This is a genomic window from Rubrivirga litoralis (assembly GCF_031846415.1).
GTDB classification, from domain to species: Bacteria; Bacteroidota; Rhodothermia; order Rhodothermales; family Rubricoccaceae; genus Rubrivirga; species Rubrivirga litoralis.
Map to the genome: position 1 here is coordinate 1 of NZ_JAVRHT010000038.1, position 13,634 is coordinate 13,634.

Sequence of the window (13,634 nt, forward strand, 5' to 3'; positions counted from 1 at the left end):
TATCATCCGTCCGCAACCGATCCGTTTGGCTCAATGAAGTACCGCGTTCTGATCGAGACGGACGAAGACGGCGTCTTCGTCGCCACAGTGCCCAGCCTCCCCGGCTGCGTCGCGGACGGCGCGACGCGGGGGGAAGCTCTCGCTAACGTCCGCGACGCGATCGCGCTGTACGTCGAGAGCCTCAAAGACCACGGCGACCCCGTCCCGCCGCCCATCACGGAGGAGATGGTCGAGGTCTAGCGTGGGCCGGCTGCCTGTCGTTTCGGGTCGCGCTGTGGCCGAGGCGCTGGCGAAGCTCGGGTACGAGTTCGACCGGCAGAAGGGGAGCCACATGGTCCTCCGCCAGTCCGCAGCTCCGCACCGCCGCGCGGTCGTCCCGGACCACAAGGAGGTAGCGAAAGGCACGCTCCGCTCGATCATTCGCGAGGCGGGCCTGACGGTAGACGAGTTCCGAGCGCTCCTGTAGCCTCTGCGCTGGAGGACACCGATGCAAGACGCGAGCATTCTCAACTCGGGCGGGGCGGCGCGCGACGACACCACCCCGCCCCGCCCAACTGGCTCCGACCCGTGGGCGGCGGGCTAACGTGGCGACGGTCGCCCAGACGCCCCCAGACGCCTCATCCCGAGCAGGCGGGGGTGCAGGAGGGCTGACCACCCCGCCCCGAGTTCCTGGATGGCTGCGCCGACGCTGCGCGGTCCCGGATCAGGTCCGGGATGACGGCGGAGATGTCTAGCGAACCGCCCGACCTCGCACGAGCCGACCACTCCACGGAAGCAAAGCCCGCCGCGCTGAGCGGCACGGACGGGGCGGAGAACGTCACCCTCTCCACCCCGCCCGAGCGGGGCGGCTCCGCCTGCGCGCGCCACCCCGCCCCGCCTACGGCGCCACCGTGCGCAGTTCGACGTAGTAGTCCGGGTCCACCACGACCGCCCCGCCATCGGGGAGCGACTGCCACGCCTCGGTCGGCCGGAGCGTCTGCGCGCGACCGCCGACCGTGACCTCGACCGGCATGTCGAAGCCCGGCACCACGTCGGCCCAGCGGTAGTCGGTGGTCCCGTCGCCCGTGCGGACCTCCAGCGTCGGGATCTGCGTCGTCTCCAGGTACTGCTCGAACACGCGCGTCAGGTCGAGCCCGGTCGCCCCGCTGAGGTAGGCGCGGACTTCGGCGCCGGTCACGGTCCGGTGCCGGAACGTCTCCTGGAGCCCGCGGAGCGCCGCCCGCCACCGCGCGTCGTCGCCGACGAGCTGGCGGACCGTGTGCAGCAGGTTGGCGCCCTTGTAGTACATGTCGCCTGAGCCCTCGCGCGCGACCCCGAACGGGCCGACGACGGGCCGGTCGTTGAGGACGTTCGCGCGCGTCCCGATCACGTACTCGGCCCCGGCGTCGCGGCCCTGCTCGCACTCGACGAACAGGTTCTCGGCGTAGGCCGTGAACCCCTCGTGGACCCACATGTCGGCCACGTCCTCGGACGTCACGCTGTTGCCCCACCACTCGTGAGCCGCCTCATGGACGAGGATGAAGTCCCAGCTCAGCCCGCGGCCGGTCCCCGAGAGGTCGCGCCCGCGGTAGCCGTTCTCGTAGCCGTTCCCATAGGCGACGGCGCTCTGGTGCTCCATCCCGAGGTAGGGCGTCTCGACGAGCGTGAAGCCGTCGTCGTACCACGGGAACGGGCCGAACCAGTGCTCGAAGCACGCCAGCATGGGCTTGGTCTGGGCAAACTGGCGCCGCGCGCGGTCCTCGTTGTAGTCGAGCGGGTAGTAGTCGAGCGTGAGCGTGCCGCCCTCGCCCTCGTACGTGTCGTCGAAGTGCGCGTAGTGGCCCACGTTGACGGCCACGTTGTAGGTGTTGATCGGGCTCGTGACGGCCCAGACGTAGGTCGTCGTGCCGTCGCCGTTGTCCGTCGTGCGCCGGAGGCGCCCGTTCGAGACGTCGGTGAGGGCGCTGGGAACCGTCACGGCCACGCGCTGGCTGTCGGGCTCGTCGGTCTGCGAGTCCTTGACGGGCCACCACGCGCTCGCGCCGAGCCCCTGGACGGCCGTCGCGATCCACGGGCGGCCGAGGCTGTCGGCGGCCCACACGAAGCCGCCGTCCCACGGCGCGTTGGGGGCGGGGCGGGGCGCGCCGTGGTAGCGGACGGTGACGGTGCGGAGCTCGCCCGGCACCTGCGGCTCGGCCGGGGCGATAAACACGGCGTTCCCGTCTCGGCGGACGGCGAGCGGGCGCCCGTCCTGCTCGGCGGCGTCGACGACGAGGGGCTCCTGGAGGTCGATCTGCATCTCGCGCGCTGGCCCGACCACGCGGTACGTGATCCCGACGCTCCCCTGGAGCGCCCGGGCCTCGGGGTCGAGGCGGACGTCGAGGTCGTAGTGCGTGACGTCCCACCACGCGCGCTCGGGCGTGACCGAGCCGCGGAGGGTGTCGGCCCGCGTCGGCGGCGCCTCCTGGGCGAGGGCGGCGGGCGCGGCGAGGAGGACGGCGAGGGCGAGCAGCAGGCGCACGGGCGGGGCGAAGGCGGGAGACGTCCCCCAACGTACCGCCGCGCACGGGCGGGGCGGCCCGGTTCCGCCACCCCGCCCGCATACCACGACGCAGGACCCGACGCCGCCGACCACCCCGCCCCGTGCCCCGGACCGAGCGCCGAGGGCGGGGCGGCCGCCGAGGGCGGGGCGGACGCCGAGGGCGCTACTGCCCCCACCCCGCCCGGTCGAGCGAGCGGTACTGGACGGCCTCCGCCACGTGCTCGGCCTGGACGTCATCGGCGCCGGCGAGGTCGGCGACCGTGCGCGATACTTTGAGGATGCGGTCGTGGGCGCGCGCGCTGAGGCCGAGGGTCGTGAGCGCGGCCTTGAGGAGCCCCGCCCCGCCCGCGTTGAGGCGGCACCAGCGGCGGACCTCGGGGGCCGTCATCTGCGCGTTGCAATAGCGGCCCCTCGCGCCGCCGTCGGCCTCGAACCGCGCGGCCTGGCGCGCCCGCGCCGCCACGACGCGCTCGCGGACGGCGGCGCTGGGCTCGGCGTCCTCGCGGCGCCGCAGGTCCTCGAACGGGACCGGCGTGACCTCGACGTGGAGGTCGATCCGGTCCAGGAGCGGCCCGCTCACTTTCGCGAGGTACCGCTGCACCTGGCCCGGCGCACACACGCACGCCCGCGTCGGGTCGCCGGCGTGGCCGCACGGGCACGGGTTCATGGACGCCACGAGCATGAACCGGGCGGGGTAGCGGACGGTCGCCCGCGCCCGCGCGATCGTCACCTCGCCCTCTTCGAGCGGCTGCCGCAGGACTTCGAGGACCGGCCGGTCGAACTCGGGCAGCTCGTCCAGGAACAGGACGCCGTTGTGAGCGAGCGAGATCTCGCCGGGCATCGGGTTCGAGCCGCCCCCGCACAGGCCGGCGTTCGAGATCGTGTGGTGCGGCGAGCGGAACGGGCGCTCGGCGACCAGCCCGTGCCGCGCGGCCCCGTTCAGCCGCCCGCCCACCGACAAAATTTTCGTCGTCTCCAGCGCCTCCGTCGGCGTCAAGGGCGGGAGGACCGTCGGGAGGCGTCGGGCCAGCATCGTCTTGCCCGAGCCCGGCGGGCCGACCATGAGCGCGTTGTGCCCGCCGGCCGCGGCCACTTCGAGCGCGCGCTTCACGAGCCCCTGCCCACGGACGTCCGCGAAGTCCAGCCCGCCGGGCGGGGCGGTCGCGGCTTCGAGCGAGACCGGCGCCGCGGGCGTCCCCACACCGCCCCGCTCCGCCAGGAAGTCGAACGCCTCGCGGAGCGTGGCCACGGGGTAGACCTCGAGCCCCTCGACGACGGCGGCCTCGGCCGCGTTCTCGGGCGGCACCAGGATGCCGCGGCGGCCCTCGGCGCGCGCGCCGGCCGCCATCGGGAGCACGCCGCGCACGGGCCGCACCGCGCCGTCCAACCCCAGCTCGCCCACGACGACGACCTCGTCCAGCACGTCTTGCGCGATCGCCCCGCCCGTCACGGCGGCCAGCAGCCCGAGCGCGATCGGGAGGTCGTACGCCGACCCCTCCTTGCGGACGTCGGCCGGCGCCAGGTTGACGGTGACGGCCCCGCGCGGGACCGGCAGCCCGCTTGTCTTCAGCGCCGCCCACACGCGGTCGCGGCTCTCGCGCACGGCGCCGTCCGGGAGCCCGACGACCGTCCACCGCGGGATGTTGGGCTCGGTGTGCGTCTCAATCTCGATGGGGAGCGCGTCGACGCCGAGGACGGCGGCGCTCCAGACGCGGGACAGCTGGGACGTCGGCATGGGCAGCGGGCGGGGTGGGCGCCGGTAGACCCCGCCCCGCCCGCGACGTAACCCCGCGAGCCGCCCGCGCGTTGGGGCGCCGATGCCTCCCCGACCGCCATGCGCCTCCGCCCCGCCCTGCTCGCCCTCTCTGCCGGCCTGTGCGCCCTCGCCGCCTGCGCCCCGCCCACAGGCGACGTGCTCCGCGGTGAGGTCGTCTCCGTCGACGCCGCCCCGCTCGCCTACGACGGCGACGCCCTCGTCGTCGTGCGCACCGACGCCGGCGAGCGGACGGTCCACGTCCCGGCCCGGATCAACCTGTGCGCCGCGAGCGACTTTCCCGACCTGGGCACGCTCCAGCCCGGCGACCGCGTCGAGGCGCGGGGCGAGGAGAACGCCGAGGGCGGCGTGACGCCGTGCACTTCGGCCGACCACTTTTTCCGCGTCGTCGCCCCGTAACGGGCGGGGCGGCCGCCGGGGCGGGGCGGGCGCCTTGGCTCGCGGGCGGGGCGGCGGTTCCGCGGCCAACTGTCGGTTCTCGGCCTGCACGCTGGGAGAGCGCCCGGCGCGTTCCACCCCTCGCGCACCGCGACCGGGTATACTCCACGCCATGACCGCCCTCCTCCAGGACGCCATCGACCGCCTCCGACGCCTGCCGCAGCGGGACCAGGAGTTTTACGCCCGCCAGCTCCTCAAGGAGCTGGACGCTGACGAACGCTGGGACGAGCTTTTCGCCCACACGAGCCCGGCGCACTGGACCTCGATGGTGGCCGAGGCTCGACAGGACGCAGCCGACAACGGCACGCTCAGCCTTGATGAGCTTAAAGCGAGCCTGTGACCTTCGACTTTACGAAGGGCTACCTCAAACGGCTCCAGAAGCTGCCCGGCCACGTGCAGACGCGGACCCTCAAGGCGCTCGACCGGCTCGACCAAGACGAGCGCTACCCAAGCCTCCACTTTAAGCGGGTCTCGGAAGAGGAAGGCGCGTGGTCCGTCCGCGTCAGCCAGGACTACCGGATGGTGGGCTACCGCCAGGACGACCACGTCACGTGGTTCTGGATCGGCAAGCACGACGACTACGACAAGCTGCTCGACCGGCTCGGCTGAACAGCCCGGGTCGCGCGGCGACGGCCGCCCCGCCCGGTGAACCCAACGGGGGCGGGGCGGCCGCCTTAGCCCACGGGCGGGGCGGCGCGTCCGCGGCCGAGGACCCCGCCGGCCGCCCCGCCCAGCACGAGCGCGAGCGGGAGGACGGTAAACGAGCCGACGGCGCCGGCCGCCAGGAACCCGACCACCTGCCCCACGACGGCGAGGATCGCCACTCGGACCGTCACCGCACCCACCGCCCCGCCCGCGGCCAGGGTCGTCCCGAGCGTGACCAGGGCGACGGCGACGGGGAACAGGGCGCACCCGAGGGCGAAGCCGCGGAAGGCCACGCCCATCCCGCGCGACACGCCGGAGGGGAGCGCGCGGCCGCCGGCGCCGGCGGCCAGGGGCGGGGCGGGCGCCACGACGCGCCAGGCCCCGCGCCACGCCGCTACCGCCCCGCCCACGCCGAACGCGAGGACGAGCGCGAGCGCCCCCGCGGCTCCGCTGATGCCGAACGGCCATACGCTGGCTCCTCTTAGAAACAGGGCGAGGGGCACCGAACTCGCCGCCCCGCCCACGCCGAACGCGAGCGCGGCGAGCGAGCGCTTCCCGGTCTCCGCCCCGCTCACGACGCTCGCTCGACCGTCGGCCCGCCCCGCCCGACCGGCGGCCCCGCCGCGGGCGGGGCGGTCTCGAACAGCGCGTCGTCGAGGATGTCGAGGTCCGCGATGAGGTTGTTGACCGGCCGCCCCGCCCGGGACGGGCCGCTCGTGTCCGGGCCGTTCTCGAGGCGGAGCACGCCGCGCGGGCAGACCGTCGCGCAGATGCCGCACCCCACGCACGCCGCGCGCACCACGTTCTGCCCGCGCTGCGCGTACCACTTGACGTCGATCCCCATCTCGCAGTACGCCGAGCACTGGCCGCACGAGATGCACTGGCCGCCGTTCGTCGTGATGCGGAAACGCGAGAAGAACCGCTGCTGAAGGCCCAGGATGGCCGCCATCGGGCACCCGAACCGGCACCACACGCGGCTCCCCATGATCGGGTAGAACCCGACGCCGACGACGCCGGCGAAGACGGAGCCGATGAGGAGCCCGTAGAGCCACGAGAACGTGCCCGCCGTGGCGTCCAGCCAGGCGACGTCGGCCACGGCCGCGACCCACAGCAGGGCGGTCCCGGCGACGATCAGGGCGAGCACGCCGTGGACCATCCACCGCTCGACGCGCCACGCGGTCAGGCCCTTGTCCGAGAGGTGGCGGTACGGGTCGCCGGCCGTCTCGGCGAGGCCGCCGCAGCCGCAGACCCACGAGCAGTACCACCGCTTCCCGAAAAAGTAGGTGAGCACCGGCGTCACGACGGCGAGCAGGACGGCGCCCCACACCACCATCGCCACGCCCAGCTGCCCCGCCTCGCGGAGCTCGGCCACCTTCCACGGGAAAAACAGGTCGAAGTCCAGCGGCCACGTGTAGTGGAGGTACAGCTCGGGCTCCTGCAGGCGGACGAGCACGTAGGGCAGCGCGAACGCGATCACGGTCTGGAAAAACACCACGCTCACGGTCCGCACGAGGTGGTACCGGCTGTGCCGGTAGCGGACGAACGCGCGCACGCCCATGACCAGCACGGCCAGCGTGTAGAGCGTCGAGTAGAGGAACCACTGCCCGCCGTTGGCGAGCGTCGCCGGCATCCCGCGGACGAGCCGCGAGAGCGGGTCGCCCAGCGGGATCAGCCCGCCCAGCGCGGCCGGCCAGAAGTAGAGCACGACGTAGAGCCCCGTCAGCACCACGCCGACCGTCCACCCGACCGCGCCGCGCGCCTCGTTCGACGAGAACATGGTCCCCTCGTTGTGGACGCCGGCCGAGCGCGCGAGCCCGCCGAGCGCGTAGACCACCCCGCCCGCGCTCAGCCCGCCCAGGAAGGCGAGCGAGAAGGCCAGCGGGTGCCGCGCGCCCAGATCGCTCGCGAGCGCGACCACGCCGGCCACCCCGCCCACGCCGACGAGCGCGAGCCCGAGCCGCTGCACGGCCGTCGGCCGGAACGCCGGGTTGTCGAACAGGGCGAGGCGCGGCTGCGCGAGCGGGAGGTCGGGCATAACGTGAGGGCGCCCGAGGGCGGGGCGGTCCCGACAGGCGGACCGAGCGGACGGGACGTGCGGGCGGTCCCAACGGGCGGGGTGGTGCCGGACGCGCCCCGCCCCGCCCATCGTACGGCGGGCAGGGCGGGACCTACGGGCGGGGAGGCACGACGACCTCGCGGACGGCGCGGACGAACCGCTCGGCGTCGGCGAGAAGGTCGGCGGCGGCGTCCGTCACAGCGAACGCGTCGTAGTCCGTTCGCTCGCGGGCCTGGGCGGCGTGCGGGAGGATGCCCGCGATGTCAGGGGTGACGCGACCCGACCGGGCAAAATGGAAGGCGAAGCGGTTGTGGGTGCCCGCGTGCGTCTTGGGCCGCTCCCCAACGCCGAGGAGCGCTGCTTGAGCCGGGTAGAAGCAGGCGTAGTACGACCTGTTCACGGCGGCCTCCGCGTCGCTGGCCTCCAACGCGGATCGCGCGCACGCGAGCGCCCGCTCCGCCTTGTCGAACAGGGCCTGCTGGTGCTCCGTCACAGCGCGACGCCCTCGCCCGTGGCCGCCCGCAAGAACGAGTTGACGTCCGCCGCGACTTCGTCTGCGCCGTACGGCTGCATCGAGACGTCTTCGCCGTGCTCGATGGACAGCTCGAGGCGGAGCACGGCCGTCCGCTTGAGCTCGGCGTAGGGCTCGTACGCCCCGCGGAGCACCACGAGCAAATCAACGTCCGAGTCCGGCCGTGCGTCGCCTCGGGCGCGCGAGCCATAGAGGACGAGCCGGTCGAGCCGGTCGCCGTAGAGCGCTTCGAGCCGCGCCTTCGCGTCCGCGATCGCGGCGCGAACGCGGGGCGGCGTAGAGTCGGGGAGCACGACGGGCATGGGGCAAGGTAGGCCGCCCAGACGGGCGGGGCGGCCACCCCGCCCCCGCCCACCGCGCGCGCTACACCCCGAGCGGGCGCGACAGCTCGGCGTCGAACCGCGCCGCGCCCAGGTCCGCGAGCGCCGCCTCCAGCGTCCAGCCCTCGGCAATCCACCGCGTGCAAACGTCCTGCCGGAGCCGGACGCTCAGCGCGCTCACGCCGCGGACCGCCCCGCCCTCGTGGTGGAGGCGGAGGTGGCGGGCGCCGTCGGTCCACTCCCAGTCCGCCCCGCCCGTGCTGTCGGGCGGGGCGGGCTCGGTGCGGCCGTAGACCTGGTACTCGAGGTCGAAAAACTTGGCCGAGTTGTAGAACACGCCCGGCGCGTAGACGCGCGGGCGGCCCAGCATGCCGAGCGCGGCCGTCGCGCCCTGGAGCCGAGCCGTGTACCAGATGGGCTCGCGCGGGCGCACGCCGTCCGGCGGGTCGCGGAGCTCGGCGCAGTCGCCGGCCGCCCACACGCCGGGCGCCGACGTCGCCAGCGTCCGGTCGACGAGCACACCCCGCCCGACCTCGACGCCGCTCCCCGCCAGCCACGCCACGTTCGGCCGCACGCCCGTGCCCACGCCGACGAAGCGGGCGGGGTGGCGCTCGCCGCGGCTCGTGACCACGGCCTCGACGTGACCCGCGCCCTCCATCCGTTCGACCTTGGTGCCGAGCCTCAGGTCGACGCCGTGGCGCCGAACCTCGGCGGCCACGAGCGCGCTCTCGGACGCCGAGAACACGCGCGGCAGGTAGCGCTCCTCGCGCACGAGGAACGTGACGGCGGCGCCCCGGGTGCGGAGCATCTCGGCCAGTTCGACGCCGATCAGCCCGCCGCCCACGACGACGGCGGGGTCCGGGGCCGCGCCGGGCGCCGCCGCCTCCATCCGGTCGAGGTCGGCCAGGTGGTACAGCCCTTGGACGCCGTCGAGGTCGCGGCCCGGCCAGTCCGGGAGGGCGGGGAGCGAGCCCGTCGCCACGAGGAGCCGGTCGTAGGGCACCGCCCCGCCCTCGTGGAGCGTGAGGACGCGGGCAGCGGGGTCGAGGGCGAGGGCGCGGTCGAGGACACGGTCGATCCGGTTCTCGTCCCAGAACCGGCGCTCGTAGAGGTGCGTGTGGGCGCGCGCGAGCACGCCCATGTAGACGTACATCAGCGCCGTCCGCGAAAACGGGTCCGCGGTCTCGTCCGAGATCATGGTGACGCGGGCGCCGGGGTCCCCCTTCCGCACGTGGCGGGCCGCGGCGACGCCGGCGATCCCGTTTCCGACGATGACAGCGTGCATGGAAATGCGGTACGGGGTACGGGGTACGGGGTACGGGGTACGGGGTACGGGGTACGGGAAGATGACCGCCCCGCCCCGTCGGCGCCACAGGGCGGGGCGGAACGGGCGGGGCGGGCGCTCCTCCCCGCTTCCTACTTCTCAGCTCCCCCACCCCGCCCCCGGCCGCTAACGGGGCCGTGCCCGTCGGAGCACCGGAGCCCGTAGCACGCCGCCGACCCGCCCGCGCGCGTTAGCCGGCGACGGTGACCGCGAGCTTGCCCACGTAGTGCGCGTCGAGCGCCCGCAGCGCCTCGGGGACGGCGTCGAGCGGGAACGCCTCGGCGACGTGGACCTGGAACGGCGGGAGACCGTCGCCCGAAGACCGGACCAGGTCGTTGATGGCGTCGAGCGACAACGTCGCGTTGTGCGCCTGCCCGTGAACGCCCTCGGGCACGTCGGGCACGGGCCGGACGCCGTTCGGCCATGTCATGCGGCCTCCGTCCTTGATCTCCGCGAGCGCCGCGTCCAGCGTGCCCCCGTTCGTCAGCACGAGCGCGGCGTCGAGCCCGTCCGGCGCGAACCGCCGAGCCGCGGCGGCGACGTCGGCCGTCCTGCCGTCGACCGACGCGTCGGCGCCGAGCGCCTCCACAAGGGCCACGCCGTCGGCGCCGGAGGCGACCGCGAGCACGCGCGCACCCATCCGCTTCGCGAATTGGAGCGCGAGGTGGCCCACGCCGCCGCTCGCGCCGTACACCATCAGCGCCTCGCCAGACTGGAGGTCGAGCGCTCCGCTCAGCCCCCCCATCGCCGTCGCCGCGTCGACGCCGAGCGCGCCGGCCTGCGCCAGCGGGAGCGCGTCGGGCAGCGCCGCCACGTGGTCTTCGAGGGCGAGCCCGTACTCGGCGAAGAACCCGCCGGTCTCGTTGACGGTCCCGATCGCCCAGACCTCGTCGCCTGGACGGAACCGCACCACGTTCTCGCCCACGGCGACGACCGTCCCGGCGCCGTCGGAGCCGAGGACGAGCGGGAAGCTCGGGTGGGCGCCCGCCCTCTTCGCCATCGACCCGCTGCGGACGTTCGGGTCCCACACGCCGACGCCGGCCGTGTGGACTCGGAACACGAGCTGGTCCGGCCCGGGCTCGGGGACCGGCAGCGTGTGGACGGTGATCGGGCCGCCAAACTGGTCGATCGCCGCGGCGCGCATGGAGGGCATCAGGGTACAGGAAGGGGACCACGTCCTACCACGCCTCGGCCCTGCGGTTCGCCCGCCCGCCGGTGTCCGGGACCTCTACCCGGCGCCTTTCTCGACGCGATCTCACGGGCGCCCCCGAACTCGGCCTCGTGAGAGGTCGTCGTCCGCTTGCCCCTGCTCCACCCCGCCCTCGGGCCTCTCCTACGGGGCCGTCCGGCCGCCCCGCCACTCGGCCGCACGCCCCGCCCCACCTGCGCCACCATGTCGACCCCCGCTGAGTTTTCCGGCTTCGTGCGCGTGCGCGGAGCGCGCGAGCACAACCTCAAAGACCTCTCCGTCCAGGTGCCGCGCGACGCGCTCGTCGTCTTTACCGGCGTGTCCGGCTCGGGCAAGTCGTCGCTCGCCTTCGGGACGCTCTACGCCGAGGCGCAGCGGCGCTACCTCGAGTCGGTCTCGCCCTACGCCCGCCGTCTGTTCAACCAGGTGGGCGCGCCCGACGTGGACGCCGTCGAGGGCCTGCCGCCGGCCGTAGCCCTGCAGCAGCAGCGCGGCGCGCCGACCGCGCGGTCGTCCGTGGGCAGCGTGACGACGCTCTCCAACCTAGTCCGGATGCTGTACTCGCGCGCCGGGACCTACCCGCCAGGCCTGGACGGGACGTACCCGAACGGACCGGACATCATCTACGCCGAGGGCTTCTCGCCCAACACGCCCGAGGGCGCCTGCCCCGAGTGCCACGGCCAAGGCGTGGTCTACGAGGTCACCGAGGCGTCGATGGTCCCGGACCCGTCGCTCACCATCCGCGAGCGGGCCGTCGCTGCGTGGCCGCAGGCGTGGGGCGGCCAGAACCAGCGCGACATCCTGGTGACGCGCGGCGTCGACGTGGACGTCCCGTGGCGCGACCTGCCGGAGCCCACGCGCGACTGGATCCTGTTCACCGACGAGCAGCCGGTCGAGCCGGTCTACCGGGGCCGGAGTTTCGAGGAGACGCGGCAGGCCGTGGAGCGTGGGGACGAGCCGAACTACATGGGCACCTTCAGCAGCGCCCGGCGGCACGTCATGCACACCTTCGCCAACACCGAGAGCGCGGCCATGAGGCGGCGGGTGCAGGCGTACATGATCGCGGCCGAGTGCCCGCTGTGCCACGGCAAGCGGCTCCGGCCCGAGTCGCTGGCCGTCACGTTCGCCGGGCTCGACGTCGCCGACTTTTCGCGCCTGCCGCTCAAGGAGGTGGCCGCCCTGCTGCGCCCCTACGCCAGCGGCCAGGGGAGCGGGAAGCACGCCCAGGACCACCCCGCCCAGGCCCTCGCCCGGCAGCGCCTGACCGAAGACCTGGTCGCTCGGCTGGACGTGCTGCTGGACCTGGGGCTGGGCTACCTCCAGCTGGAGCGCTCGACGCCGACGCTCTCGCCGGGCGAGCTGCAACGGCTGCGCCTGGCCACGCAGCTGTACTCCAACCTGTTCGGCGTGGTGTACGTCCTGGACGAGCCCTCGGCCGGGCTGCACCCCGCCGACACCGAGGCGCTGCTGGCGGCGCTCGCCAGCCTCAAAGCAGCGGGCAACTCGCTGTTCGTGGTGGAGCACGACCTCGACGTGATCCGCCAGGCCGACTGGCTGGTGGACGTCGGGCCGGGAGCCGGGGAGCAGGGCGGGGAGGTCCTCTACAGCGGTCCGCCCGAGGGGCTGCGCAACGTGGAAGGCTCCCAGACCGCGGGGTACCTGTTCCGCGCCGCGCCCCACGAGAAGCGCCCGCCGCGCGCGCCCTCGGGGTGGCTGGAGCTCAGCGGCGTGACGCGCCACAACCTCCGCGACCTCAGCGTCTCGTTCCCGCTGGGCGTGCTGACGTGCGTGACCGGCGTCTCGGGCTCGGGCAAGTCGACGCTGGTCAGCCAGGTGCTGGCCGAGACGCTGGCGGCTCGCCTCGGCCAGAGCGGCGGGCCGTCGGAGACGGGCCCCGCCGACGAGGGCGACCTCGAGGACGCTCAGCCACCGGGCGCTGCCGCGAGCCTGGAGGGCGACGTGGGCTCGCTGTCGCGCCTGGTGCAAGTGGACCAGAAGCCGATCGGCCGCACGCCCCGGAGCAACATGGCGACGTACACCGGCCTGTTCGACCCCGTCCGCAAGCTGTTCGCCGCCACGCCGCTGGCCCGCGAGCGGGGCTACAAGCCGGGGCGCTTCTCCTTCAACGTCAAGGGCGGGCGCTGCCCCCACTGCCAGGGCGAGGGGTGGGTGATGGTGGAGCTGCTGTTCCTTCCCAGCGTCTACGCGCCCTGCCCCGTCTGCCACGGCTCGCGCTACAACGCCGAGACGCTGGAGGTCCGGTACCGCGGCCAGACCATCGCCGACGTGCTCGCCATGACCGTCGACGACGCGTGGGACTTTTTCCGGGACGACGCGCCCGTCTTCCGCAGCCTCGACACCCTGCGCGAGGTGGGGCTGGGCTACCTCCGGCTGGGGCAGCCCGCCACGGAGCTCTCGGGCGGGGAGGCGCAGCGGGTCAAGCTGGCGACCGAGCTCCAGCGCGCGGGGCGCGGCCACACGCTCTACGTCCTGGACGAGCCCACGACGGGCCTCCACCCCGCCGACGTGGAGCGCCTGGCCGCTCAGCTCGCACGGCTGGTCGACGCCGGGCACACCGTGCTCACCGTCGAGCACGACATGCAGCTGGTCGTCGGCAGCGACTGGGTGATCGACGTCGGCCCCGGCGCGGGCGACGAGGGCGGCCGGGTGGTGGCGCAGGGGACGCCTCGGGAGGTGGCGCAGGCGCCGGTCAGCCAGACCGCACCGTACCTGGCGCAGGCTCTGGGCGGGGCGGGGTCGTAGGGAGAGGGCCGGTCCGAGGTGGCGCCGTAGGCGGTCGCCCAGGGTTCGAGCGCACGGCGGCGGGGGCACAGC

The 13,634-nt window shown here is 74.3% G+C and carries 14 protein-coding genes; 6 read left to right on the forward strand and 8 right to left on the reverse strand.

What is annotated here, in order from left to right:
* The first annotated feature begins 33 nt into the window (after positions 1-33).
* Together RM540_RS13580 and RM540_RS13585 are read left to right on the forward strand one after the other, a co-directional pair.
* Positions 34-240 (forward strand): type II toxin-antitoxin system HicB family antitoxin, encoded by a 207-nt coding sequence (locus RM540_RS13580; protein ID WP_314009215.1) that lies wholly within the window; start codon positions 34-36, stop codon positions 238-240.
* A gap of 1 nt (position 241) precedes the next feature.
* Positions 242-466 (forward strand): type II toxin-antitoxin system HicA family toxin, encoded by a 225-nt coding sequence (locus tag RM540_RS13585; protein ID WP_349256331.1) that lies wholly within the window; start codon positions 242-244, stop codon positions 464-466.
* Positions 467-877: 411 nt separating this feature from the next.
* Here the strand turns inward: RM540_RS13585 and RM540_RS13590 are convergent, their stop codons facing one another.
* Positions 878-2,500: a M1 family metallopeptidase gene (locus RM540_RS13590; protein WP_311665023.1), complete on the reverse strand. Its 1,623-nt coding sequence runs from the start codon at positions 2,498-2,500 to the stop codon at positions 878-880.
* 184 nt (positions 2,501-2,684) lie between these two features.
* Complete coding sequence (locus RM540_RS13595; protein ID WP_311665025.1) at positions 2,685-4,256, reverse strand: YifB family Mg chelatase-like AAA ATPase; 1,572 nt, start codon at positions 4,254-4,256, stop codon at positions 2,685-2,687.
* A 99-nt stretch (positions 4,257-4,355) separates the two neighbouring features.
* Here RM540_RS13595 and RM540_RS13600 point away from each other — a divergent pair, with 99 nt between their 5' ends.
* From RM540_RS13600 to RM540_RS13610, 3 genes are all read left to right on the forward strand, one after another.
* The gene (locus RM540_RS13600) at positions 4,356-4,694 is read left to right on the forward strand and encodes a hypothetical protein (RefSeq protein ID WP_311665028.1); all 339 of its coding nucleotides are present in this window, start codon (positions 4,356-4,358) and stop codon (positions 4,692-4,694) included.
* Between the two features lie 151 nt (positions 4,695-4,845).
* Positions 4,846-5,073 carry a hypothetical protein gene (locus RM540_RS13605; RefSeq protein WP_311665030.1) on the forward strand — a complete coding sequence of 76 codons (228 nt, stop codon included), beginning with the start codon at positions 4,846-4,848 and terminating at the stop codon, positions 5,071-5,073.
* Complete coding sequence (locus RM540_RS13610; RefSeq protein ID WP_311665033.1) at positions 5,070-5,342, forward strand: type II toxin-antitoxin system RelE family toxin; 273 nt, start codon at positions 5,070-5,072, stop codon at positions 5,340-5,342. Before RM540_RS13605 ends, RM540_RS13610 begins: the two co-directional genes overlap by 4 nt.
* 65 nt (positions 5,343-5,407) lie before the next feature.
* Here the strand turns inward: RM540_RS13610 and RM540_RS13615 are convergent, their stop codons facing one another.
* The 6 genes from RM540_RS13615 to RM540_RS13640 form a co-directional block, all read right to left on the reverse strand.
* Positions 5,408-5,953 carry a hypothetical protein gene (locus RM540_RS13615; protein WP_311665035.1) on the reverse strand — a complete coding sequence of 182 codons (546 nt, stop codon included), beginning with the start codon at positions 5,951-5,953 and terminating at the stop codon, positions 5,408-5,410.
* Positions 5,950-7,413, reverse strand: a complete 1,464-nt coding sequence (locus tag RM540_RS13620) for a 4Fe-4S binding protein (protein WP_311665037.1) — start codon at positions 7,411-7,413, stop codon at positions 5,950-5,952. Before RM540_RS13620 ends, RM540_RS13615 begins: the two co-directional genes overlap by 4 nt.
* 133 nt (positions 7,414-7,546) lie before the next feature.
* Entirely contained in the window at positions 7,547-7,927 is a 381-nt protein-coding gene (locus RM540_RS13625) for a HEPN domain-containing protein (RefSeq protein WP_311665039.1), read from the reverse strand.
* Positions 7,924-8,268, reverse strand: a complete 345-nt coding sequence (locus RM540_RS13630) for a nucleotidyltransferase domain-containing protein (RefSeq protein WP_311665041.1) — start codon at positions 8,266-8,268, stop codon at positions 7,924-7,926. The genes RM540_RS13625 and RM540_RS13630 overlap by 4 nt, the downstream gene beginning before the upstream one ends.
* A 61-nt stretch (positions 8,269-8,329) precedes the next feature.
* Complete coding sequence (locus tag RM540_RS13635; RefSeq protein ID WP_311665043.1) at positions 8,330-9,571, reverse strand: NAD(P)/FAD-dependent oxidoreductase; 1,242 nt, start codon at positions 9,569-9,571, stop codon at positions 8,330-8,332.
* Between the two features lie 229 nt (positions 9,572-9,800).
* Positions 9,801-10,763, reverse strand: coding sequence for a quinone oxidoreductase family protein (locus RM540_RS13640; RefSeq protein ID WP_311665046.1), 963 nt, complete (start codon positions 10,761-10,763; stop codon positions 9,801-9,803).
* Positions 10,764-11,003: 240 nt separating this feature from the next.
* On the opposite strand from RM540_RS13640, the gene uvrA reads away from it, so the two are divergent.
* Complete coding sequence (gene uvrA / locus RM540_RS13645) at positions 11,004-13,562, forward strand: excinuclease ABC subunit UvrA (protein WP_311665048.1); 2,559 nt, start codon at positions 11,004-11,006, stop codon at positions 13,560-13,562.
* Positions 13,563-13,634: the final 72 nt, after the last annotated feature.